This window comes from Flavobacterium saccharophilum, assembly GCF_900142735.1.
In the GTDB taxonomy this organism is placed as follows: Bacteria; Bacteroidota; Bacteroidia; order Flavobacteriales; family Flavobacteriaceae; genus Flavobacterium; species Flavobacterium saccharophilum.
On sequence record NZ_FRBY01000001.1, the window covers coordinates 118588 to 141538 of the forward strand.

The window sequence follows — 22951 nt, forward strand, 5'->3', positions numbered from 1 at the left end:
CGATTTTTGATTTCTCCAATCTAAAATCCAAAATCTAAAATCTACAATAAAAAAATGCGTTGGACATTAAAACCAAAACCTTCTGAAGATAAAATCAAACATTTGGCGCAGGCGTTAAATGTAGAAGATTTTGTAGCAACACTTTTGATTCAGCGTGGTATTGAAACTTTTGAAGATGCCAAAAATTTCTTTCGTCCTTCATTAACACATCTTCATGATCCATACTTGATGAAAGATATGGATAAAGCGGTTGCCCGAATCGAATCGGCTATTGAAAATCAGGAAAATATTTTGGTTTTTGGTGATTATGATGTTGACGGAACTACTGCTGTTTCTTTGGTTTCATCTTATCTAAAATCACATTATCCCAATATTGCCACTTACATTCCGGATCGTTATGACGAAGGTTACGGAATTTCTTTTAAAGGAATTGACTTTGCCGACGATAACGGTTTCTCTTTAATTATTGCACTCGATTGTGGTATAAAATCCATTGAACATATCGCCTACGCGAAAGAAAAAAACATTGACTTTATTATTTGCGATCACCACAGACCTGGAAATATTCTTCCGGATGCGGTTGCCATTCTGGATCCGAAACGAGAAGACTGCTCCTACCCTTATGATGAATTGTGCGGTTGCGGTGTCGGATTTAAATTGATTCAGGCTTTAGGTCAAAATCGAAATGAAACTATCGAAGATCTGGTTCCCTATCTGGATTTAGTTGCTACGGCCATTGCGGCAGATATTGTTCCGATCACGGGCGAAAACCGTGTTTTGGCTTACTTTGGATTGCAGGTAATTAACAGCGATCCGAGACCGGGAATTAAAGCTTTGGTGCATCAGGTAAAAAAGAAAGTTCTGGATATTACAGATGTTGTTTTTATTATTTCGCCAAGAATTAATGCGGCGGGAAGAATCAAACACGGTAATCATGCGGTGGAACTGTTAACGGAATTTGATTTTGAGCAGGCACAACAATTTGCTTCAGAAATCGAACAATACAACGCTGACCGAAAAGATTTAGACAAGAAAATCACCAAAGAAGCTTTTCAGCAAATTATAGAAAATCAGGAAGAAGAACGTTTTTCAACTGTTGTTTTTCAGGAAGACTGGCACAAAGGTGTAATCGGAATTGTCGCTTCAAGATTGATCGAAACATATTATCGTCCTACTTTGGTTTTCACTAAAAGCGGTGATAAATACGCAGCTTCGGCAAGATCAGTGAAAGGATTTGATGTTTACAATGCTTTGGATGCCTGTGCGCAACATTTGGAACAATTTGGAGGTCACATGTACGCGGCCGGAATGACATTGAAAGCAGAAAACTACAAGACTTTTAAAGAAGCTTTTGAAAAACAGGTAGAGGAAACTATTTTACCTGAAATGCGAACTCCGGAAATCGAAATTGACGCCGAAATTAATTTTTCAGACATTACCCCAAAACTCATCCGAATTTTAAAACAATTCGAACCTTTTGGCCCATTGAATATGACGCCGGTTTTTATGACTACGGAGGTAAAAGATACTGGTTATGCTAAAACGCTGGGTTCAGAAGACGAACATTTGAGATTGTTTGCTAAACAAAATAACTCAGAAGGAATTGCCGCCATTGGCTTCGGACTTGGAAAAAAATTAGACATTACAAAAAATCAAAATACTTTTCAGCTGGCTTATACTATCGCTGAAAACGAGTGGAACGGAAATGTTTCTACTCAACTTATGCTAAAAGATATTCGGACAAATGGAAAATAAAGAAAAGAAAAACGACCCTTATCAGGCTCTGCGTTTTAGAGAATTTAATATGTTTTTATTATTGCGTTTTGCCATGGTATTTGCCTGGTCCATGCAGTTTATTGTGATTGAATGGGAAGTTTATAGCTTAACTAAAAATCCGCTTTCATTAGGAATTATTGGTTTGATGGAAGTAATACCAGCCGTTTCGATGGCCTTATTTGCCGGACATATTGTCGACCAAAGAGAGAAAAAAGGAATGTTGGTATGGTGTATTTTAGGTTTTTCAATAATTAGTTTTGGTTTGTTTTTATTAACCTGGCCTAAAGTTGTCGGCGATGCTTCGCCCACTATAATCTTATATTCAATTTACTTTCTAGTATTTCTTGGCGGATTGGTTCGTGCTTTTCTTGGCCCAACGATATTTTCGCTTCTATCTTTAATTGTGCCGAAAAAGGCTTATCCAAATGCTGCAACCTGGAGTAGTTCGGTTTGGCAAATTGGTGCGGTATTAGGACCTGCGGTTGCAGGATTTTCAATCAACTGGATTGGAGTTCACTGGTCGATGTGTCTTGTTGTTGGGTTTTCTATTTCTGCCTTAATTGCTTTAACTCAAATTGAGAAAAAACCAATTTTGAATCCGAAGATTGGTGAACCGGTTATGGAAAGTTTAAAAGAAGGAATCAAATTCGTTTTCAATAATAAAACTATTTTAGGAGTACTTTCTCTTGATATGGTTGCCGTTCTTTTTGGTGGCGCCGTGGCTTTATTACCTGTTTTTGCACAGGATATTTTAAAAGTTGGCCCGGAAGGTTTTGGTGTTTTAAGAGCTGCTCCGGCAATTGGTGCTTTTATTACGATGTTGATTTCTGCCTATGTTCCGTTATACAAAAAAGCCGGAATGAAACTTTTGATTGCGATTTTCATATTCGGACTTTGTATTATTGTTTTTGGAGTTTCAACCATTTTCTGGCTCTCTGTTGTGGCGCTGTTTTTAAGCGGAGTTGCAGACGGGATTTCAGTAGTAATACGTCAAACGATTTTACAGCTTAAAACTCCGGATCATATGCGTGGGCGTGTTGCTGCAGTAAACTCTATGTTTGTGGGTTCATCAAACGAATTAGGCGCTTTTGAAAGCGGTTTAACAGCCAAATTAATGGGAACAGTAACGTCAGTAGTTTTTGGTGGAAGTATGACCTTATTGACCGTTTTAGGCTTCGGAATAGCATCGCCTACTTTTAGAAATTTAGATCTTCAAAAAGACATGGAAGATCATCAAAATATGGAATAATGAAAAAATTAGTATTGGCTTTCTTTTTTACTATTTCCCTTTTTGCAAGCGGACAAAGTCTTTACATCAAAAGTTATGGAAACAAAAAAGAGAAAGCCATAATTTTTATTCATGGCGGTCCAAGTGGCAACTCCACTTTATTTGAAAGCACAACGGCTCAAAAATTAGCTGACTTAGGATTTTATGTAATTATCTACGACCGAAGAGGCGAAGGAAGATCTGCAGATCCTGAAGCTAAAATTACCTATGCAGAAGCCTTTGAAGATTTAAATACGATTTACACAAAATATAATCTCAAAACAGCCACACTGCTGGCGCACAGTTTTGGCGGTTTGGTTGCCACACTTTATACTGAGAAATATCCTCAAAACGTGAATAACCTCATCCTTGCCGGAGCCTTATTTTCGCAACAGGAAACCTATGATCATATTTTAAACTCGGTTACAAAAATTGCAACCGCCAAAAAAGATACAACTCAATTAGCTAAAATAAATGCAATTGAAAAACTAAATAAAAATTCGGCTGAATATCGAAAAGCCTGTTTTGATGTGGCAAGCGAAAATAATTATTTCAAAATGCCAAATCCAACGGAAGCTTCAAAAAAACTATACAATGATTATGAAGCGAGTGATTTCTTCAAAACGAATATTCGAAACAAAAATGCACCGTTGCTTTTCTACAAAAATGAAAAGCAAAATAACATTGACAGCAGACCATCTTTAAATAAGATAAAGAAAAACGGAATTCCTATTTATGCCATTTACGGAAAAGAAGACGGCATTTTTTCATCGGCACAAATCAATTCTATAAAAGGTATAGCCGGGCAAAATCACTTTGATTTATTGGATAATTGTTCGCATTATTTATTTGTTGATCAACAAAATCAATTTCTACGAAATATTATAAAATGGCTTAAATGAATTCCCATTTAAAAACATTATCTATAATAAAATTTATAGCAAGTTATTCAATGAAATCAATTTATTTATACTTTTTAAATTCAAATCACTGAAAATGTTGAATTTATGGATAAAGTAGTTTTCAGCCAGCAATTTCCAACATGATACATAGCCAATAAATTTTAAGCATTTTTTTCCACCATCTAAGTTTATATCACCTTTCACAATCTATATTAAATGATCTTATATCACTTATATGGTGAAACATTTTTTCCAAATTTTATGATTTTCTATTTAGAATTAATATAAATAATATTTATATTTGTTAAAATAAAGGATTGCAATGAGAGAAATAGAACAATTATACCACAACAATTTTGGAATTGCCTTTTACTGGAAAAAGGAAAACGAAACCATTACAGACAAAGTACAATTGGTTTTTAAAGAAACCGGATTTTATTTTACGGTTCAGGAACTCAATTACTTTTGCGATTTAATCGAAGACAGCATGATTGAAAATGCTTGTTGCGAAGCCTGCGAACTGAAAAACTCCTGTCATAAATTTCTACTCAAAACGCCTTGCGCTCAAATTGATTTAGCCGTTTCTATAAAAGAATTGAAATCGATTAAAGATTTGGTTGAAGGTTCTTTATTCCGAATTGAACTGGACGAATATGTTTACGGGGTTGGCATGAATTAAGAAACATTCTAAACATTTTAACTACATTTTTTTCATATTTTAAATATATTTTAATTTTATTCAAAAAAAAGTATATTTACGGCAATGAAAAAATTACGAATTCTTTTTGCCATTACCGTTTTAGCCGTTTTTCTATCCAACTGCGCAAACAAATCTGATGAATATATTGATCCTCGCGGAACTGATTATGCGGGATCCGAAAGCTGTATTCAATGTCATCAGACCCAATATGAAATGGCTTTGAAAAGTTCTCACTTTAAAGCAACTGCCCCTGCACTTTCAGAAAATGTGATGGGTGATTTTGATCAGGGAGATCACACTTTTATCTATGACAAAAACACCAAATTAGTCATGGAAAAACGCAACGACAGTCTCTATCAGGTTTTATACAAAAACGGAAAAGAAGTCGAAGCGCATCGTTTTGAAATTGTTTTCGGAACCAAACATGCACAGACCTCCGTTTACTGGCGCAATCAAAACACTTACGAATTACCCGTTTCTTACTATAAATCCATAAATGGCTGGGCAACAAGTCCGGGATTTCCTGCAGACAAACCTTATTTTGACCGAATGGTAGTTAAAGATTGTTATGCCTGCCATGCTTCAAATACCAGCAGCAGAAAAGTGGAGCAGAATTCTGCTGAAAGAAATTTTATGTCAATGGATGTTGAAGATATTATTGACCCAAAAACTATAGTGTACGGAATTGATTGTGAGCGTTGTCACGGACCGGCAAAAAAACATGCTGAATTCCATCAAAAAAATCCAAATGTAAAAGTTGCCAATAGTATAACAAGTTTTAAAACCTTAAACAAGCAACAAAGATTAGACGCCTGTGCACTTTGTCATGGTGGAAATGACGGAATGAAACTAAAATCACGCTACGATTTTAAACCCGGTGATAATCTTTCAGACTTTTATCGAAGTACAAGAAGCATAACCGATACCGCAACATTTGACGTTCACGGAAATCAGTTTCGCTTGATGGCGCAAAGCAAATGTTTCATTAACAGCGAAAAAATGGATTGCATTACTTGTCATAATCCACACGAAAATGCTTCTAAAAACTTAGCTTCTTATTCTAAAATTTGCATGAGTTGCCATCAAAGCGGTATAAAACATTCTGACAAAACACTTAAAACAATGTCTGGAAGTTTATTGGCCAATAATTGTGTAGAATGTCATATGCCGAAAAAATCATCTGGTGCGATTAAATTTCAGCTTTCAGATAGCAAACAATTATCGAATTATATTTTGAGAACACACAAAATCGGAATTTATCCGGGAAAATAAAAAGGAATTATTTTTCGAATTTCTTCAATTCAAAAGTTTCGCCATCAAAAACACCGTAAGTAAAATAACCAATCCAGTCGCCCAAATTCACATATTTAGATTCTTCACCAACCGGAATAATCATGGGTAAATGACGGTGACCAAAAATAAAGTAATTGTAGTGTTTCGTTTCGAGTTTACGTTTGGCGTATAAAACCAGCCATTCGTTTTCTTCTCCTAAAAATTTCACATCTTCATCTCCCGAAATCAGTTTGTTTTTTACGGATAAATATTGTGCTAAACTAACACCAACATCTGGATGTAGCCAACGAAAAAGCCATTTTGAAAATGGATTTGTAAATACCTTTTTCATTCTTTTATAGCCTTTATCACCAGGTCCTTTTCCGTCGCCGTGGCCAATTAAAAAGGTTTTTCCGTTAAAAGTAAATTCTTTGTTATCATGATAAACCGGAATATTCAATTCGGTTTCAAAATAATCATTCATCCATAAATCATGATTTCCAACGAAAAAGTAAATCGGAATTCCGCTATCGCGAACCTCAGCCAGTTTGCCTAAAATACGCACAAAACCCTTTGGAACAACGGTTTTGTATTCGAACCAAAAATCAAACAAATCACCCAATAAAAAAATAGCTTCTGCATCTTCCTTCACCTCATCTAACCAAGCGACAAATTTCTTTTCACGCGGTAAACTAGACTCAGGAGTTGGAGCACCAAAATGCTGATCAGAAGCGAAATATATTTTTTTCATTTAGATTTTAGATTGTGAGACTTCTTAGATTATTAGACTTCTTAGATTATTAGACTTCTTAGAATATTAGACTTCTTAGATTTCTGCTTGGGAAACTTTTGACTTTCGACTTTTGACTTTCGACTAATTAATTGTCAGAAGCATACCATTCTGCAAAAGACGATTCTGTTTCCTGAAGTTTAAGAGAGAATAATGTAATTCCGGCAGGAAGTCTCGCGATAATTCTTTCTGCAAAGTCAACCACCATGTTTTCGCTGGTTGGTTGGTAATCTACCAAAATTACGTGATGTCCGCGGTTTTTCAATTCATTTGCCAGTTCGATATGCGGAGTCGTTTCGTTAAAAACAGTTGCATGATCAAACTGATCGACGATTTCTTCTTTTACAATTTTCTTTAGATCCGAAAAATCAATTACCATTCCGTACTTCACATTCGACCGGTCCGTAATTGGCGAACCAATAACCGTTACCGATAATTTATAACTGTGCCCGTGAACGTTTTTGCATTTTCCATCGTAACCGTACAAAGCATGCCCGGTTTCGAAGTTAAATTGTTTTGTAATTCTGATATTACTCATCGATTTGAATTTTAGGTTGCAAATTTACGAATTAATAACCGTTTTCATCTCTTTTTTTAGCACGGTTATACATCCAGTAAGCAATTCCGATTAAAATCACGAAAGGAATAAACGATCCAATGATCACTCCAATCTGATAACCGCTATCCGGAGCGTTCTTAATTTTCTCTGCAACATCAACCTGAACAACTAAAGAAATAATTCTCATATTTGAATATTATTTATTGGTACGTTTATTTAAACACATAGGAACATAGATTCTCTTCCTTGAAAAAAAGGAAATTAAAAAGCTCGCTTTTCACACATAGCTATGTTTTTTTAAAGCAAGTGAAACGCCTTTTTCAACACAATCAAAACTATGTTTCTATGTGTTTAAAATTATGCGCAATGCATTACTTTTTAAACTGCGTCAAAGCCTCTCTTGCAAAATCAGATAAAACCAATTTCCCTGTAATGGCAGCGCGTTCAATCAATATCGATTCCCATTGTTCTGTGCCTTCCCAAATGATTTTCTTCATTTCAAACAAAGCTTCCGGATTGTACGAACTCAGTTTTTGAGCGAAATTCTCTACCGCAGCATCCAGTTCCTCAGCAGTATGAAGCGACGCATAAAGCCCTTTCTCCAAAGCCCATGCTGCCGATTTCCAATCTGTTGCTGCCAACGTCATTTCCGTCATAGCCGTTTTGCCAATTTTACGCGAAACAGCCGGCTCGATCACAAACGGACCAATTCCGATAGCCAGTTCAGATAATTTAATAGCACTTTCAGTCGTAGCCAAAACATAATCGCAGGTGGCAATAATACCAACGCCGCCGCCAACGGCTTTTCCCTGAACGCGTCCCACAATTAATTTAGAACAGTTTCGCATGGCATTTAGCAAATGGGCAAAACCAGAGAAAAATTCCGTTCCCTGTTCTTCATTTTCCACTTGCAAAAGTTCATCAAACGATGCACCCGAACAAAATGCTTTCGAGCCTTCGCTTTGCAAAACAATAACCGAAACCGCTTCATTTCGGCTTAAATCGTTAATTTCCAATGTCAACCGATTCAACAATTCACGCGGAAAAGAATTACTCGCCGGATGACCAAATTGTACCGTTGCAACGGCATTTTTAAAACTCGTATATAAAGAACCGTTTAGATTTTCTGCACTCATAAAAATAGATTTGAACGTAAAGTTACGGTTTTGAAAAATAATTTCACCCGAAGCCTTTTCTAATTAAAATAAAAAAACCGTATCACAATAAAGTAATACGGTTTTTTTGTGGAGAATATCGGATTCGAACCGATCACCTCTTGCCTGCCAGGCAAGCGCTCTAGCCAAATGAGCTAATCCCCCAAAGCGTTAGCAAATAAAGTCAATTAATTTTCAAAAAACAAAATTTAATATCGAATTTTCTATAAATATTCAGGAGCAGAAGTTTCGTTTTCAAAAGACCACCTATCCCGCTATCCCTTCCAATCTTTTATGCTGAACCCCAGCACAAAAGGATTTCCAGTTCTATCGGGGCTAGATTAGAAGTTTTTGTTTTTATAAGATGTTTGAGTTGGGTTGTGGATTTAGTTTTCGGGCACGGATTGTAAATCCTCGCTATCGGGTTAGACGTTTTTGTTTTTATAAGATGTTTGTCGTCGAATGTGATCTCATAATTTGCTTTTTTACTTAAATACTATTTCATTGGTATATTACTACTTATACGTAATGATTTAAAGATCGCCATTATTATGATAATTATAATAACAACTATTATAACCTTAAAACAACCTGAATTACCAGGATCTTCTTTTTTACTAAAATAATTTTCTTCAACTAATGCTTCATATTCCTCATCAGTTAGATCCCAAGAATCAGACTCAGTTTGTGACATAATATTTACAAATTAAAATTAATAAACTATTTTGAACTTTTTTACATCTTTTAGCATAACGCAATTTACATATTAATTGAATAAAAGTCTACAAGTTGCATTTTTCATCATTAAACGCATTTATCAATGATTGCTTTCATTAGATCTTTGAGTTAGATTCTATTTAGTTTGGCGTTCTCAAACTCAACGTTTATACTATGTCATTTTAATTTTACCTTATTAGACTTCATTTTATAAGTTCACGACGCCAAATTTGATGTTGTGAACATCAAACTTTAGGTTTGTTACTTAAAAAAATTTATGCCAGAAGCCCAACACTTCATGACAAAACCTAAACAGTCACAATTAAAGTTCTTAAATAAAAAATACCGAAATTTTAGTTTCGGTATTTCTTTATATTTTTTATTTATTTTGTGGGCACTGATTGCAAATCCGCGTTATCGAGCTGAATGTCTTCTAAGATACAAATTCACTTTTTGATAAAAAATGTAATGAACATTTTTCTTATATTGTAGCTTTTTAGATTTCAATTAATTTTAAGAGTTATAGCTTTAACGTATGATGATAAATAAATTTTTAACGGACATAAGAATAATAAAGGATGCTATAAACACAAAAAAATTAGTAATTTTTGCTGGTGCCGGAATTTCTATAGATGCTGGAGTACCAAGCTGGGGCAAATTAATTGATGAAATCAAAAACGAACTTGATTTACCTGAAAATGAAATTGATTTTTTAAAAATACCTCAAATTTATTTCAATGAAAGGCAAGAAAAGGAATATATAGAGAAAATACGAAATGTTTTAGGCCATAGAAAATTAAAACATAATGAAATCCATGAAGAAATTTTTGAACTAAATCCCGAGCACATTCTTACAACTAATTTTGAAGATCTATTAGAACAAGTAATAAATAAAAAATCACTTCCTTTTTCTATAGTAAAACAAGATACCGATCTCCCTTATTCGCATAATACTAAATTATTGGTTAAAATTCATGGAGACTTAGATAATACAAACTTTGTTTTAAAAGAAGATGATTATTTAAATTATAGTCTAGACCATCCCTTAATTGAAGCATTTATCAAGTCAATTTTTGCAACCAAAGTCGTTCTTTTTATAGGATATAGTTATAATGATTATAATTTAAAACAAATAATTCAAAATGTTAGAAATATTTTAGGTAATAACTTCCAAAATGCATATTTACTTTCAATAGATAATAAAACTCATTATTCTCACAAACAATATTTAAAAAATAAGGGTATAAATGTTATCGATTATTTTGATGCAGATTTCATCAATAAAGATGAATTGAAATCAAACTATATTACTGATTTTTTAAAAGGAAACAATGCGTACAAAGAAAATTACTATCAAGAAATCCAAACCTTAAGCGATAAAGGTCAATTGCTATTTAACTTTTTAAAATTCATTCGTTTTTATGATGATTTAAAGAGCAATATTACCAACGATAATGTAATAAATAAAATTCATAAATCACTATTTAGATTTTCAGAATTAAAAGCTTTGCCACAAGACTTCATAAGTAAGTTGTATCCTTTTAAAACTTCAAATAATTACGAAAATCTCCTTCACAATACCACATTAGTATTAAAAAATAGAATAGTAAAAGAATTATTTTATGAAGAAATAAATATTGAAAATAATATAGTTGTTTATAATCCGAAATCTAAAATCACCAAAAGAGAAAAAGAAGAGAATGAGCAAAAACTTAATCAAATCATCACAAAATTAAACAACAGCTTAATTTTCAATGTTACAAATAAAGATTTCATTACTGGCACAAAAAATATACTATTGAACTCAAAAAAAAAGTGCAATTGTTCAAAATGTAAATTTGAACGTTTTGAATTTAATGAATCCTTAACGGAGATTAATAGCTATATCATAAATGAAATATCTGATATTAAAGAAGACTTACAAAAAGCTTATTTAAATTACAAATTTGGTAATTATATAAATTCATTTAATATGCATGAAGAAATTGCAACTAAAGCATGGCAAATGGAAAAGTACATTACTTATTACATCGTAAAAAATAACATGAAATCATTGAAGGGTTTAATAAACTTTAATGAGTACAATATAAATGAGGAAGAGAAGGATAAAATAATTAACAAAATTGAATATATTGATGCCGACAAATTAATCTTCCAAATTCCATATAAAAGTAATGAAGAATATGAATTATTAAAAATCATTCGAGATGACACAATTTTAATGACTTCACGAGATCAAATTGAAGACATTTATAAACATGTAGAAGATATTTATATTAAATATAAACACCCTTACACTAGAGTTGAAAGCCCATATTATCCCCAACTTATATACATCGAATTATATAAAGTAATAAATTTCTATACATATAATTATATTATTAGCGATGGTTTTTCGAATTTCAGAAAATTAATCCAAAAATGTATAGAATCTCTTATCATAAGTTATGCAACAAATAAAAACTATACAGGAAGATTAAAGAAATTTTCCAAAGATTTTTTCTGCATTAGCGTAAAATACTGCAATTCAGACTTATTAGAAAAACAATTAGCAAAATATGAAGTAAAGGAATTAGAATTTGAAAAAGCAGATATAGATGAAATACTAACTCTTTCCATTAACTTTTTCAACTCTTTATATAAAAAAAGCGACCTATTAGCTTCAGGTAGCTTCAAAAACAAATTGATTTTCAATCAATTAAGCAGAAATTCCTATAGTGATAAAATAAGGTCTATTTTTAATAACATAATTATATTAATGTGCTCTATAGATGTAACGAAAAATAAAAGTGCCGAATTCACTAATGCTTTTATTACATTTCTTGAATATGAAGATTTTATATTTGGAGATAATGTCAAATATCTTAATAATTTTTTACGAAAAAAATATAAATTATTCACAGTAAAAGATTGCGAACGTTTAATCAAAATTGCTCATGCAAAAATTCAAAAACAAAAAAGATATGACACATTTGAAGCAATTTCATACATAGCTAACCAGAACAATTTTGAACTTTTAAAAACTGAAGAATATGTTCAAAAAATTCTTTCTGATTCTAAATATTATGGAACAAATAATCTTCTAATTATTCCCTTATGGAAAATGTCCAATCTGGAATTAAAAAACAAACTAGAATCTATACTAATCAATAATTTAAAAAATGATTTTGAACCAACGCTATATACACAAGCTAGTTATCAAAAAATCATAGATTATAGAATATTTTTCGACCAATACATCGAATCAATTAACCTCTCTAATAGTTGGTATTCCAGTGATGAAAATTCAGGATATTCACTCGTTAACAATAAACCTGTACTAGATAATTTTCATTTTCATAATGCTTTGATATTCTTATACGATATGAATGTAAAAAGTAACGATCCTAAACTGGACTTATTTACCAATCTTACCGACTACATGAAATTTTTTCTTTTCAGAGAGAAATCAGATTTATTAAAATTTAAAATCGAATGGCTTTTCCTTATTAATTGGGAAACCATCTATAAAGAAATAAAGAAAATAAAACATCTAAAGAAACTTATTGAAGTAGCTCTTCGCGAAAACTACGATGAAGAATTAGCCAAATTATATACAAAGTATTTTATGTAACTCCGATGCTCGAATTTGTAATCCGTTGCAACAAAGTATCCAACTTTGTGCCTTTACAACTTTGCGAGATTTTTTTTAGCCTTCCTTTAGCTTTCGCTTCTTCAGCAAAAGTAACTGAATGTTTCCTGCTTATATATAAAAAAAAGAAAAGAAAACAAATAAACCAGCAAAGCACTGTCCATGCGGTGAGAAGGTTAAAGACAAATAAGTATTTGTTGTTTTTTTTTATTCCATGACATAATCGTTGGTATAAAATAAACAAATAACATGACTATTCCTGCCATCACTTTTTCTATCGTTAGCTCACGATTTTCAAATGGGAGGTAGATTTCTGTTTGGGGTTTGGATGAGGCTTGAGGTTATTATGGCGATGAGAGTGAAGGAGTAATTTTTTTTCATAATTTAATTAAATTGAAATCCTTTGTCGAGTTTCTTGCGGAGATTTGCTTCGCCAGTCGCTATCGCTCGAGTCTCCTTCGTCGAAATGACAATATTGTGGCAACTTTGTCGAGTTTCTAGTGTGATCCTTCCTTCGTCAGGATGACAAGATTGTGGTAACTTTGTCGAGCTACTTGCGGGGATTTCTCCTTCGTCGAAATGACAATATTGTGGCAACTTTGTAGAGTTTCTAGTGTAGTCCTTCCTTCGTCAGGATGACAATATTGTGGTTACTTTGTCGAGCTACTTGCGGGGATTTCTCCTTCGTCGAAATGACAAGATTGCGGCAACTTTGTCGAACTTCTAGTGCGATCCTTCCTTCATCAGGATGACAATATTGTGGTAGAATTTTGCAGCTTTGCGACCTCACCGACAAAGAAACTTCGCGCTCTTTGCGTAATCCCTTAGCGAACTTTGCGGTTAAAAAAACGCCCGCAATAAAAACCCTACTTAATCAAAAACCCCAATCGAATCGATCCATAAAAATAACCTGAATTCGTATTCGTTTCAGGATCTTTCAATTCACGGCCTCGGTAAAGAAAAGAATACGAAATATTGAAATTGTTGTGGCGGTATTTCAAACCAAACTCGGCGTTGAAACGAAGCGGTTCCAACTCAAAAGTCACCGGACTGGTGTCGCTGAACATACTACCTTCAATAGTAGCGTCGTAAAATTGGTAATTAACGCTTGGCATCGCATAAAAGTAAAATTCACTCACATCAAACTGCGGTTGAGCACTCACAGAAGCATCGTGCAAATTAGAATCGTAAACAGGAAGTAATTTCTTGAAACCTATTCGGGTTAAAAAACCTGTAGAAACACCATCAAAAATAGTCCCCAAATTGGCTTCTGACTGAAAATGAAGATCTACAAAATCGTTGTGTTTACCTGGGAATAATTTCTTCGAATACATGACATGTGCCTGTACGGCAAGTGCATTATGAAGCTGGTTTTCCCAGCCATATACTTTTTTATAACCAATAACGTGATGAAAACTTTCCTGTGTTTCGCGGCCAAAAGCATTCGGCCCCATATAACCCAATTGAAAATCAGTCTTTAAAACGGATTCGCTTTGGTAGAAAAAGCTACGACCGGCTTCAGCAAAAAGATAGCCTGTAAAAGGACGGTCATTTTTTAAAACGGCTTCTTTATTAATAAATCTGGGATTATAGATGTATTGGCCCAAACGAAATTCGGTAATTTTTTTATTGATTTTTTCGTTTTCGTTTTTGGATAGGTATCTGAAAAAAAGTTCTAAACCGTTTGTATAATACATATCGTTTTTAGACGATGTATATAAATCATTGTCGGTAATAAAACCAAATTCTTTTGTTTTTGACTGGCCAACACCCAAAGCTGTGGTTAAAAGAAAGATTGCCAATAAGACTTTTTTACTTCGCATTATAATTTATTTTTCCAACGGCACGCATTTCACGAACAATTCTTTCTTTACGTCGGTTGATATAACTTGAAGATCCTGTGGCTTTAAATTTTCTTGGATTGGGTAGTATTGCGGCAATTCCGGCGGCCTGCATTTGTGTTAAGCTCGAAGCGTCACGACGGTACCAATGTTCTGTTGCAGCATAAGCACCGTAAACACCATCACCCATTTCGATACTATTCAGATATACTTCCATGATACGCTCTTTGCCCCAGATAATCTCAATTAAAACAGTAAAATACGCTTCTAAACCTTTTCGGAAATAACTTTTTCCCTGCCATAAAAACACATTTTTGGCAGTTTGCTGTGAGATTGTGCTTCCGCCACGAATTCGGCGTCCGCGTTCGTTGCTTTTATAGGCTTTTTGAAGCGCTTTGAAATCGAAACCATTGTGATATAAAAAAGTTCCATCTTCACTGGCAATCACCGCTTTCTGTAAATTCATCGAAATTTTATCAATTGGTTCCCAATCATGATCAAAATAAACTTCTTTGCCAGCCATTTTATTTTCGATAGCACGAATCAGCATTAAAGGTGTAAACGGTACAGGCACATATTTAAAAAATATAACGGATCCGATCGAAAGTCCGAAAAACCATAAAAACAATTTAATAAAAAACCATTTTACTTTCTCACCAAACGTGCGATTGGTTTTCTTTTTCGCGGCTGGTTTTGTTTTGCTTGCGGCTGGTTTTTTTGGTGCTGGTTTCTTGGTTGCTGCCATTATATTAAATCTGCTAATTCTGTTCCTATTAAACTGCCTATTGCGACGCCCATTCCGCCTAAACGCACTCCACAAAACACGTTTTCAGACAGTTGAGACACAACAGGATTTTTGCTATTTCCTATTCCCATGATTCCGCTCCAACGGTGCGCAATCTGGAATTCCTGATTCGGTAAAATTACATTTTTCAGCAAATCTTCCAACTTATTTTGCACAATTTTGGTTTGGCCAAATTCGGTGGTATTTTCTGTTTCAAAATCTAAGTTTCGCCCACCGCCCAATAAAATTCGGTCGCCGATATTTCTGAAATAATAATAGCCCCGATCCAAATGGAAAGTGCCTCTTATATCTAAATTCGGAATTGGTTCCGTTATCAAAACCTGAGCTCTTGCGGGTTGCACTGCTCCTTTTGTTAACGTATTGGCGAAGCCATTTGTTGCGAACAATATTTTTTTGGATGGAAAAGTAAAATCACTCAACGCGATTTCAACGTGATTTCCTAAATCGGCATAAGCTGTTACAGTTTGTTGATTCAAAATCAAAATATCCGCAGCAACAGCTTGTTTCAGCAATTCCTGCATCATATTTCCGGTATCGATCTGCGCTTCAAACGGATTAAAAATTAAATATTCCTGAATGTTTTCAAAACCAAATCGGTCAATTTCTTTGGTAAAAACATCGGCCTTAAAAAGTGGTTTTAAAATTTCATTGATAAAAGGCAATCGCGATACACATTCGTTGAAACCTCTTTCATCTTCTTTCAAAAACAATTCATATCCGCCATGAGGTTTAAAATCTATTGCAGCATCTCCCAATCTTTTTCGGAGTAACTGTAAACCTTGCCAACGTTTCTCAATCAACGCAATCACATCTTCTTCTGTATGTGTTTTGAGATCTTCCATAATTTCAGAAATACTCCCAAAACAGGCAAAACCCGCATTTTTGGTACTAGCTCCCTGTGGTAACATTCCTTTTTCTAAAACCAGAATTTTCGCCGTTGGAAATCTTTCGCGCAAGCGCAATGCGGCGTGCAAACCTACAATGCCACTTCCTACAATAGTATAATCAACATTCGTGAACCAATTTTTAAGTTCCCAATAACTTAATTCCATCTTTGACTTAAATTAAATTCCAATCTTTTAAATTCCAAATTCCAATTTAGGAAATAAATTTAAAACTTTACTTTCGATCGCCACGAATTCACGAATTTTCTTTTCAAAGATTATCAATATTTGTCTCTCACAGATTTACAGATTTGTTTCACGCAGATTCAAAAAGATTTAGGCAGATTTTATTTGATTTAATAAAAAATCTGTGTGAATCTGCTCAAATCTTTTTGAATCTGCGTGAAAAAAAATTCTGAATTGGTTCGCCTGTTCGCTATCGCTCGAGCCGTGGCGGAAAAAAATTTAGTATAAGCTTTGGGATTTTTTGGATTTGGAATTAAATTATTTGGAATTTATCATGGTCCAGATTGGAATTTGGAATTTATTTTTTGGGATTTATTTTAAATTATTGGAATTTAAATGTTGTATTTTTAGCCCCACGAATATTAGAATTTTATTATGAAAAAAGTATTATTTACAACCTTAATAATGATGAGTTTAAACGCTATCGGACAGAATGTGATGTCACCAGAATTGTTATGGAAATTAGGAAGAGTGACTGCACTTGGACTTTCAAAAGATGAAAAAAATGTTGTTTTCAAAGTTTCTACTCCTTCGGTAGAAGAAAACAAATCGTCTTCAAAATTTTACATCCTGCCAGTAAGTGGCGGAACTGCAACTGAAATTAAAGATACTAAAGATGTTTTGGCGGATAAAAATGTTTCGCCTGACGGAAAATTTTTAGTGTACAATGAAGAAGTGAAATTGGAAAAGGTTTTAGGAAAAGATTTTTATCCAAGCCTTACAAAATCAGACGCTCAAATTTATGATGGTTTGGATTACCGTCATTGGGATACCTGGAACGAAGGGAAATTCAACCACGTTTTTTATAAAGAAAACAAAGAAGGTGCTGCCGGAATTGACATCTTAAAAGGGGAGAATTTTGATTCTCCACAAAAACCTTTTGGTGGCGACGAAGATTATATCTGGTCTCCTGATGGAAAAAGCATTTTATACGTTTGCAAGAAAAAAGCAGGAACTGATTATGCTATTTCTACCAACACCAATATTTATGAGTACAATTTAGAAACTCAAAAAACAACCAACAGAACTGAAGATAATTTAGGTTACGATACCGCTCCACAGTTTTCTCCAACAGGAAATTTAACCTGGCTGCAAATGAAACGTGATGGTTACGAAGCGGACAAAAATGATATTATTGTTGAGTTTAAAGGAATCAAAACCAACTTAACTGCTAATTGGGACGGAACTGTAGATAATTTTATCTGGAGTAAAGACGGTAAAAACGTTTATTTTGTGGCGCCAGTTGACGGTACAAAACAACTTTTTGTAGTGAACTTTCCGGGATTGACCAAAATGGCAATTCAAGTTCGTCAAATTACAAAAGGCGATTTTGATGTTAATGATTTAGTTGGTTTCGCGGGAGATGATATCATCGTAACCAGAAATGACATGAATCATGCTCCGGAGATTTATTCTTTTAATTTGAAGAAAAACACCTGGAAACAACTTTCAAATGTAAATACAGATACGTATAAAACATTAGCATTAAGCAAAACAGAAAAACGTTATGTTACGACAACTGACGGTAAAAAAATGTTGGTTTGGGTAATTTTACCTCCAAATTTTGATGCTACAAAAAAATACCCAACGTTGTTATTCTGCCAAGGAGGACCACAATCTGCGTTGACACAATCGTATTCTTTCCGTTGGAATTTCTCTTTAATGGCTGCTAAAGGTTATGTAGTGGTAGCGCCAAACCGTCGCGGTATGCCAGGTCACGGAGTGGAGTGGAATGAGAAAATCAGTAAAGACTGGGGCGGACAAGTTATGGACGATTACCTTTCTGCTATTGATGATGTTGCCAAAGAAAGCTACGTTGACAAAAGCCGTTTAGGTTGCGTTGGTGCAAGTTACGGAGGATATTCCGTATTTTATTTAGCCGGAATCCACAACAACCGTTTCAAAACTTTTATCGCACACGATGGTGTTTTCAATACCGTAAGTATGTTAGGAACAACTGAAGAAGTTTTCTTTAACAACTGGGATTTTGGTGGCGCTTATTGGGAAAAAGACAATGCTGTTGCTCAAAAAGCGTATACAACATTTAACCCTGCAACTATGGTTGAGAAGTGGAACAAACCAATCTTAATCTTCCAGGGAGGAAAAGATTTCCGTGTGCCAATCGGACAGGGACAAGAAGCTTTTCAGGCAGCTCAGTTAAGAGGTCTTAAAAGTAGATTTGTTTATTTCCCGGATGAAAATCACTGGGTTTTAAAACCGCAAAATGCTCAGGTTTGGCAAGGTGAATTTTTCAAATGGTTGAACGAAACACTATAAGTTAAACCCACATAAATATTTAATAGCCGCAAATTGTTATATAATTTGCGGCTATTTTATTTTTCAGACCTTTGAATTATGTAACAGATTCAGCTTGATTCCCTTTTTAAAACAGTTTTTTTTGAATAAATTGCAGGGAATTCGAATTACAAAATACCCCCAATCCCAACAATAACAATCTATGGAGAGTAAAAAAAGTTACACAGCTATCAAAGTGCTTTTCAGCTATGTTGCATTACTCGCTTTGGTTGTGACAGTGGGATGGTTTTTATATTCTGAAAACGTTGTTTATAACAAACTGGAAGATAAAATTGCCTTCGAAAAAACCAAGATTTTAAGAGTCAGTAAATTATTTTCGAATGTCTATAAAACAGAGAGTTTGGCCCGAAAAACAATTCAGACGAACTCTGAAAGTGACTTTAAAAGTTATCTGATCGAAACCGATTCTTTACGTTCCAGAATTGACACTTTAAAACAAATTGTTACTACACAATATCAAAAAACATTATTGGACAGCGTCAACTATTATCTGTCTGAAAAAACCAAAAATATTCAGCAATTAAAGACCATAAAGAACAAAGCTGATGATGAAGTTTCGGTAAATTCTGCTATTGACGAAATTACCAAAATGGAGTTTAAATTGCGCAAATTAGAACTTCAGGACTTTAATAAAAATCCCAATCAATTAGGAAGTTACCAACGAAATGTACTTCAGAAATATGTCGACTACCTTAACCAGAATATTCCGGATGACAGCACCAATACGCTAAGCAAACAAGCTTCTGATTCTATTTTGGCCAATTCAAAAAAACTTTTGAGCAATGTAAAACTAAAGGCAGAAAAGAAAAAAGAATCGCTAAATTTTCAGGAAAACAAATTACTGAAAAATGAAATCGCCATCTCTGAACAACTTCGAAAAGTACTTCGAATTATTGAGCGGGAGATTATCATCAATTCCATAAAAAACAATTCCCTTAAAGAAAAATCCCTTAAAAAGGTCAATGAGATTGTTACGGCATCAGCCATTATTGGTTTGGTGTTGACGCTGTTTTTCTCGATTTTAATTGTGAGCGATTATTCAAAGTCGCAGGTTTATAAAAAACAGCTCGAAATTGCCAACTTCAAAACAAAAAACCTGCTTAAAAGCCGTGAACAATTGATCTCCACTGTAAGTCACGACTTGAAAACGCCTTTGAGTACGATTGTAGGTTATTCAGAACTTTTAGGCAATTCTGATGTGAATACGAAGCAATCGTATTTTATTAAAAATATCAAAAATTCATCGGAATATATTACGCAATTGGTTCAGGATTTATTGGATTTTTCGAAGATTGAAGCCGGAAAAATCACAGTTGAAAAAGTTCCGTTTTCCTTACCTGAAGTTATTGATGAAGTAGCCAAAAGTATTCAGACCGTTTACAAGCAAAAAAGCATTGAACTGATTATTAATGTTGATGAAAAACTGAACAGTAAAATTGTTGGTGATCCGTTTCGTTTGAAACAAATCCTGAGTAATATTATAGGAAATGCTTATAAATTTACTGAAGAAGGCTTTATTAGAATCAGTGCTTTCCTGAGTGAAAATGATCAATTTTTCACGATTACAATTGAAGATAGCGGAATTGGAATTGAGAAAGGAAATCAGAAATTAGTTTTTGAAGAATTTGCTCAGGCCAATGAAGGTATTGAAAAAAAATACGGCGGAACAGGTTTGGGATTATCTATCTGCCAGAAAATCATCTCGATTTTAGGCGGGACTTTAGCACTTGAAAGTACTTTTGGAAAAGGAAGTACTTTTGAAATACAGCTCCCGTTGTTATTTGACACCAGTACAAATTTAGTTTCTGAAGAAAAAAAACCAATCGTTCGCAATACCAAAAAGCAAACTTTTATTGTAATTGATGACGATATCAATCTCCTCAATTTAACGAGTGGTGTTTTAAGACAGGAAAATCATACGGTACTCTCTTTCAATAGTGCCATTAAAGCTTTGGAAGCACTTCAGAAAACCAATTTTGATTTTATCATTACCGATATCCAAATGCCGGAAATGGATGGCTTTATGTTTCTTCAAAAACTTAAAAACACTGTTATTTACAAAAACCAACCGGTAATTGCCTTAACCGGAAGAACCGATTTGGATGCTTCGGTTTATGCAAAAGCTGGTTTTACAACTGTGGTAAAAAAACCATATTCGCCAAAAATATTGCTGGAAACCATACATCTTATTTTAGCAAACGACACTTTACCTGCGGTTGACATTAACGATAATGAACAAAAAGTTGCTACAAAATCCTATTCGTTAGAAACTTTAAAGGAATTTTTAGGTAACGATGAGGAGGCTTTAAAAGAAGTTTTAAAATCATTTATAGAAAGTACCAATGAAAATTTGGCCCATTTAGAAATTGCCGTTACAGAAGAGAATGTTTCAGAAATAAATGCTATCGCGCATCGAATTGCACCAATGTTCAATCAAATTGAAGCTTATGAAATTGGTGGCATTTTAAAAGTATTGGATAAAAATGATTTTGAAATTTCTGATTTGAAAGACATTTTCAAAGCTTTAAAAGCAAAAACTGATTCGCTTTTTAAAGCTTTACAAAAGGAGATTATCTAAAAAATTTTACCGCAAATTTGCTTCGCCTATTCGCTAACGCTCGGGTCACAAATTTGCGAAATTTACGGTAAAACTTCCATACTCGAGCAAGTTTAATCTATGTTATATTGCTTTAATTTATTGTAAAGTGTCTTTCTGGTAATTTTAAGCAATTTTGCTGCTTCCGATTTATTGTTTTGCGTTCTTGAAAGCGCATGAATAATAGTCTCCTTTTCATTTTCAGACAATGAAAAAGTTTCATTTGAATTTTGCTGATTCGTTTTTTGAACCTGAAAAAACTCGGCTGGCAAAACATCACTTTCAATAAAATTTCCACGAGATAACAGTGTAGCACGTTTGACACAGTTTTGCAACTCCCGTAAATTTCCGGGCCAATTGTATTTTTGAAAAATAGCAACAACTTCAGGAGAGAAACCTATAATTTCTTTATTCAATTGTTGATTGGCTTTTTCAAGAAAATAATCGGCAAAAACCATCAAATCTTCTTCTCTTTCTTTTAACGAAGGAGAAAGAATAGAAAACTCATTGATTCTATGGTATAAATCTTCTCTAAAATCACCGTTTTTTACTGCCTCACGTAAATCTTCATTTGTAGCCGTTATGATGCGGATATCGACGTTAATTTCCTTATTACTTCCAACAGGTTTAATTTTTCTTTCCTGAAGTGCTCTCAACAGCTGAATTTGATTTTCATAAGAAAGATTTCCTATTTCATCTAAAAATAGAGTTCCGCCATTTGCAGCTTCAAAATAACCCATTTTATCACTAATTGCTCCGGTGAAAGAGCCCTTTAAGTGTCCGAAAAATTCACTTGCAGCCAATTCTTTTGGAATGGCCCCACAATCTACTGCAATAAAGTTGTTGTTTTTACGCGTACTTTGCTGGTGAATGCTTTTAGCAATTATTTCTTTTCCTGTTCCGCTTTCGCCAATAATTAATACAGACATATCCGTTGGACTAACCAAGTGAATGTGATCTAATAATTTTTTGGAAGCGACAGAAATACCTCTGACAAATTCATTTTCAGACGAGTTGTTTTCTTTCTTTTTTGGTACTTTTTTTTCTTTTGCTGGTATTTCATCTGCTTCAGAATTTTTTAAAGCATTTGTAATTACCAATAAAACCTCATCAGGATTAAAAGGTTTAGAGATATAATCGGCTGCACCATTTTTAATGGCCTTCACTGCAGTATTCACATCTGAATATCCGGTCATCAATATAACAGGAATTTCAGGGTTTGAAGTTTTAAATTCAGACATAAGTCCAATGCCGTCAGAATCAGGCAAACGCAGATCTGTAAGAATCAAATCGAAAGATTCTTTTTTCATTGCCAATCGGGCTTCTTCTGCCGAGAAAGCAACGGTTACATCGTATGCTTTTTTTATTAGAAATTTCTCTAATAATTTGCAAAACGAAATATCATCTTCTATCAGTAATATCTTTGACATCTGTTTTTAGGGTCTTTTTTGCTAAAATAATACTATTAAAGTTGTATTTTCATAAAATTATGCAA

Annotated in this window: 17 protein-coding genes and 1 tRNA gene; 8 read left to right on the forward strand and 10 right to left on the reverse strand. The window is 33.8% G+C overall.

Annotated elements, in window-relative coordinates; genetic code table 11:
• Window positions 1-54: 54 nt before the first annotated feature.
• The 5 genes from recJ to BUA98_RS00555 all read left to right on the forward strand — a co-directional run bounded on the left by recJ (window position 55) and on the right by BUA98_RS00555 (window position 5917).
• Window positions 55-1755 (forward strand): single-stranded-DNA-specific exonuclease RecJ, encoded by a 1701-nt coding sequence (recJ, locus tag BUA98_RS00535; RefSeq protein WP_072969731.1) that lies wholly within the window; start codon window positions 55-57, stop codon window positions 1753-1755.
• Window positions 1745-3025 (forward strand): MFS transporter, encoded by a 1281-nt coding sequence (locus BUA98_RS00540; protein ID WP_072969732.1) that lies wholly within the window; start codon window positions 1745-1747, stop codon window positions 3023-3025. Before recJ ends, BUA98_RS00540 begins: the two co-directional genes overlap by 11 nt.
• On the forward strand, window positions 3025-3945 hold the full coding sequence (locus tag BUA98_RS00545; protein ID WP_072969733.1) for an alpha/beta fold hydrolase: 921 nt from the start codon (window positions 3025-3027) through the stop codon (window positions 3943-3945). The genes BUA98_RS00540 and BUA98_RS00545 overlap by 1 nt, the downstream gene beginning before the upstream one ends.
• A gap of 322 nt (window positions 3946-4267) precedes the next feature.
• Window positions 4268-4624: a hypothetical protein gene (locus BUA98_RS00550; protein WP_056187127.1), complete on the forward strand. Its 357-nt coding sequence runs from the start codon at window positions 4268-4270 to the stop codon at window positions 4622-4624.
• Window positions 4625-4708: 84 nt separating this feature from the next.
• Window positions 4709-5917: a cytochrome c3 family protein gene (locus tag BUA98_RS00555; RefSeq protein ID WP_072969734.1), complete on the forward strand. Its 1209-nt coding sequence runs from the start codon at window positions 4709-4711 to the stop codon at window positions 5915-5917.
• 7 nt (window positions 5918-5924) lie between these two features.
• Here the strand turns inward: BUA98_RS00555 and BUA98_RS00560 are convergent, their stop codons facing one another.
• From BUA98_RS00560 to BUA98_RS00580, 6 genes are all read right to left on the reverse strand, one after another.
• Window positions 5925-6668, reverse strand: a complete 744-nt coding sequence (locus BUA98_RS00560; protein ID WP_072969735.1) for a UDP-2,3-diacylglucosamine diphosphatase — start codon at window positions 6666-6668, stop codon at window positions 5925-5927.
• A gap of 127 nt (window positions 6669-6795) precedes the next feature.
• The gene (locus tag BUA98_RS00565) at window positions 6796-7245 is read right to left on the reverse strand and encodes a 6-pyruvoyl trahydropterin synthase family protein (RefSeq protein WP_072969736.1); all 450 of its coding nucleotides are present in this window, start codon (window positions 7243-7245) and stop codon (window positions 6796-6798) included.
• A 31-nt stretch (window positions 7246-7276) separates the two neighbouring features.
• Complete coding sequence (locus tag BUA98_RS22450; RefSeq protein WP_167547707.1) at window positions 7277-7453, reverse strand: hypothetical protein; 177 nt, start codon at window positions 7451-7453, stop codon at window positions 7277-7279.
• A 184-nt stretch (window positions 7454-7637) separates the two neighbouring features.
• A complete protein-coding gene (locus BUA98_RS00570) occupies window positions 7638-8402 on the reverse strand; it encodes an enoyl-CoA hydratase/isomerase family protein (protein WP_072969737.1) in 765 nt (254 codons plus the stop codon).
• A gap of 109 nt (window positions 8403-8511) precedes the next feature.
• Window positions 8512-8585 (reverse strand) — tRNA-Ala (locus BUA98_RS00575).
• A 331-nt stretch (window positions 8586-8916) separates the two neighbouring features.
• Window positions 8917-9114, reverse strand: coding sequence for a hypothetical protein (locus BUA98_RS00580; RefSeq protein WP_072969738.1), 198 nt, complete (start codon window positions 9112-9114; stop codon window positions 8917-8919).
• 558 nt (window positions 9115-9672) lie between these two features.
• Between BUA98_RS00580 and BUA98_RS00590 the strand changes: the two genes are divergently transcribed.
• The gene (locus BUA98_RS00590; protein WP_086065092.1) at window positions 9673-12750 is read left to right on the forward strand and encodes an SIR2 family protein; all 3078 of its coding nucleotides are present in this window, start codon (window positions 9673-9675) and stop codon (window positions 12748-12750) included.
• An 884-nt stretch (window positions 12751-13634) separates the two neighbouring features.
• Here the strand turns inward: BUA98_RS00590 and BUA98_RS00595 are convergent.
• Genes BUA98_RS00595 through BUA98_RS00605 form a run of 3 tightly spaced genes read right to left on the reverse strand, consistent with a single transcriptional unit; the run spans window position 13635 to window position 16466 of the window.
• Window positions 13635-14591, reverse strand: coding sequence for a lipid A deacylase LpxR family protein (locus tag BUA98_RS00595; RefSeq protein WP_072969741.1), 957 nt, complete (start codon window positions 14589-14591; stop codon window positions 13635-13637).
• Window positions 14581-15354, reverse strand: a complete 774-nt coding sequence (mtgA, locus tag BUA98_RS00600; protein WP_072969742.1) for a monofunctional biosynthetic peptidoglycan transglycosylase — start codon at window positions 15352-15354, stop codon at window positions 14581-14583. Before mtgA ends, BUA98_RS00595 begins: the two co-directional genes overlap by 11 nt.
• Window positions 15354-16466 (reverse strand): NAD(P)/FAD-dependent oxidoreductase, encoded by a 1113-nt coding sequence (locus tag BUA98_RS00605; protein WP_072969743.1) that lies wholly within the window; start codon window positions 16464-16466, stop codon window positions 15354-15356. Before BUA98_RS00605 ends, mtgA begins: the two co-directional genes overlap by 1 nt.
• Before the next feature lie 453 nt (window positions 16467-16919).
• Here BUA98_RS00605 and BUA98_RS00610 point away from each other — a divergent pair, with 453 nt between their 5' ends.
• Both BUA98_RS00610 and BUA98_RS00615 read left to right on the forward strand, forming a co-directional pair.
• A complete protein-coding gene (locus BUA98_RS00610) occupies window positions 16920-18821 on the forward strand; it encodes a S9 family peptidase (RefSeq protein WP_072969744.1) in 1902 nt (633 codons plus the stop codon).
• Between the two features lie 181 nt (window positions 18822-19002).
• Window positions 19003-21438: an ATP-binding response regulator gene (locus BUA98_RS00615; protein ID WP_072969745.1), complete on the forward strand. Its 2436-nt coding sequence runs from the start codon at window positions 19003-19005 to the stop codon at window positions 21436-21438.
• 92 nt (window positions 21439-21530) lie between these two features.
• Here the strand turns inward: BUA98_RS00615 and BUA98_RS00620 are convergent, their stop codons facing one another.
• On the reverse strand, window positions 21531-22886 hold the full coding sequence (locus BUA98_RS00620; protein WP_072969746.1) for a sigma-54-dependent transcriptional regulator: 1356 nt from the start codon (window positions 22884-22886) through the stop codon (window positions 21531-21533).
• Window positions 22887-22951: the final 65 nt, after the last annotated feature.

Excerpts from the sequence above, each read along its gene's own strand:
- recJ (WP_072969731.1), top strand. The coding sequence starts at position 55 with ATGCGTTGGACATTAAAACCAAAACCTTCTGAAGATAAAATCAAACAT.
- BUA98_RS00540 (WP_072969732.1), top strand. The coding sequence starts at position 1,745 with ATGGAAAATAAAGAAAAGAAAAACGACCCTTATCAGGCTCTGCGTTTT.
- BUA98_RS00545 (WP_072969733.1), top strand. The coding sequence starts at position 3,025 with ATGAAAAAATTAGTATTGGCTTTCTTTTTTACTATTTCCCTTTTTGCA.
- BUA98_RS00550 (WP_056187127.1), top strand. The coding sequence starts at position 4,268 with ATGAGAGAAATAGAACAATTATACCACAACAATTTTGGAATTGCCTTT.
- BUA98_RS00555 (WP_072969734.1), top strand. The coding sequence starts at position 4,709 with ATGAAAAAATTACGAATTCTTTTTGCCATTACCGTTTTAGCCGTTTTT.
- BUA98_RS00560 (WP_072969735.1), bottom strand. The coding sequence starts at position 6,668 with ATGAAAAAAATATATTTCGCTTCTGATCAGCATTTTGGTGCTCCAACT.
- BUA98_RS00565 (WP_072969736.1), bottom strand. The coding sequence starts at position 7,245 with ATGAGTAATATCAGAATTACAAAACAATTTAACTTCGAAACCGGGCAT.
- BUA98_RS22450 (WP_167547707.1), bottom strand. The coding sequence starts at position 7,453 with ATGAGAATTATTTCTTTAGTTGTTCAGGTTGATGTTGCAGAGAAAATT.
- BUA98_RS00570 (WP_072969737.1), bottom strand. The coding sequence starts at position 8,402 with ATGAGTGCAGAAAATCTAAACGGTTCTTTATATACGAGTTTTAAAAAT.
- BUA98_RS00580 (WP_072969738.1), bottom strand. The coding sequence starts at position 9,114 with ATGTCACAAACTGAGTCTGATTCTTGGGATCTAACTGATGAGGAATAT.
- BUA98_RS00590 (WP_086065092.1), top strand. The coding sequence starts at position 9,673 with ATGATGATAAATAAATTTTTAACGGACATAAGAATAATAAAGGATGCT.
- BUA98_RS00595 (WP_072969741.1), bottom strand. The coding sequence starts at position 14,591 with ATGCGAAGTAAAAAAGTCTTATTGGCAATCTTTCTTTTAACCACAGCT.
- mtgA (WP_072969742.1), bottom strand. The coding sequence starts at position 15,354 with ATGGCAGCAACCAAGAAACCAGCACCAAAAAAACCAGCCGCAAGCAAA.
- BUA98_RS00605 (WP_072969743.1), bottom strand. The coding sequence starts at position 16,466 with ATGGAATTAAGTTATTGGGAACTTAAAAATTGGTTCACGAATGTTGAT.
- BUA98_RS00610 (WP_072969744.1), top strand. The coding sequence starts at position 16,920 with ATGAAAAAAGTATTATTTACAACCTTAATAATGATGAGTTTAAACGCT.
- BUA98_RS00615 (WP_072969745.1), top strand. The coding sequence starts at position 19,003 with ATGGAGAGTAAAAAAAGTTACACAGCTATCAAAGTGCTTTTCAGCTAT.
- BUA98_RS00620 (WP_072969746.1), bottom strand. The coding sequence starts at position 22,886 with ATGTCAAAGATATTACTGATAGAAGATGATATTTCGTTTTGCAAATTA.